This is a genomic window from Massilia sp. X63 (genome assembly GCF_041023745.1).
Classification (GTDB): domain Bacteria; phylum Pseudomonadota; class Gammaproteobacteria; order Burkholderiales; family Burkholderiaceae_D; genus Telluria.
On record NZ_JBFTEF010000048.1, the window covers coordinates 1 to 842 of the forward strand.

Genomic DNA, 842 nt, shown 5'->3' on the forward strand with positions numbered 1-842 from the left:
GTCGACCGCCTGGTGCGCGATACCGTGCTGGCGGGCAAAGGCCCGGTACGCTGCATGCCCGTCGCTGACCAGGAGCACTTGCCGATCGAGCCTGGGCAGCAGGTGACGCGCCAAGTGCGCGGCCTTCAGCGCGCCGCGGCCGACCACGGCATCGATGGTTTGCCCGCCGCGGTCGCGCGCCACCAGGATGCAGTCGAGCTCGCGCGAGATCCCGCGCCGGCCGGCGCGCCCGCCGCGTTTGCGCGCCGGGCGGTCCAGCTTTTTTGCCCCCTTTTGCGACTCCAACAGGAACATCTCGTCGGCCTCGGCAATGCCATTGAGCAGTTGCGGACGGTCATGCTTGGCGCGCTCGAGAAAGCGGTGGCGCCAGCGAAAGGCGGTGTTGCGGTGCACGCCGACCTGCGTGGCTGCTGCCCGCACCGAGGTCGAGGCCAGGACCGTGCCCAGGTAATCCAGCCATTTGTCTCTCCGCCGCAGGCGCGCCAGCGGTGTGCCGCTCAGGTCGTTATAGGTGCGCCTGCATGCGCGGCAGCGGTAGCGTGGCAGGCCATTGGCCTGACCGTGCCGATAGTACCGTTCGCAGGCGCAAGCGGGACAGCGCCGCTGCGCCGCGCCAAGCTGGCCGATCAGCGCCACCACCTGCGCCATGCCGGCTGCCGGATGCAGGGCGGCCAGCGTGTGCAGGCGCTGCGGCAGGTTCAGGGCCGGCAGCCTGGCAAACCACTTCTTGAACTGAGGCGCACGCATGCTCGTTTCCCGGTGGTGGAGACCAGTGTTCGACCATGAAACAGCTCAGCAGTTCAAACCTCATCCATAGCGAAGGAGGACAGCGCCTTCCCATT

The 842-nt window shown here is 68.3% G+C and carries 1 protein-coding gene; it reads right to left on the reverse strand.

Translation table 11 applies throughout. From position 1 onward, the window contains the following. On the reverse strand, positions 1-747 hold a 747-nt coding region (locus AB3347_RS25875), incomplete at its 3' end, for an IS1595 family transposase (RefSeq protein ID WP_369094522.1). Between the last annotated feature and the right edge of the window lie 95 nt (positions 748-842).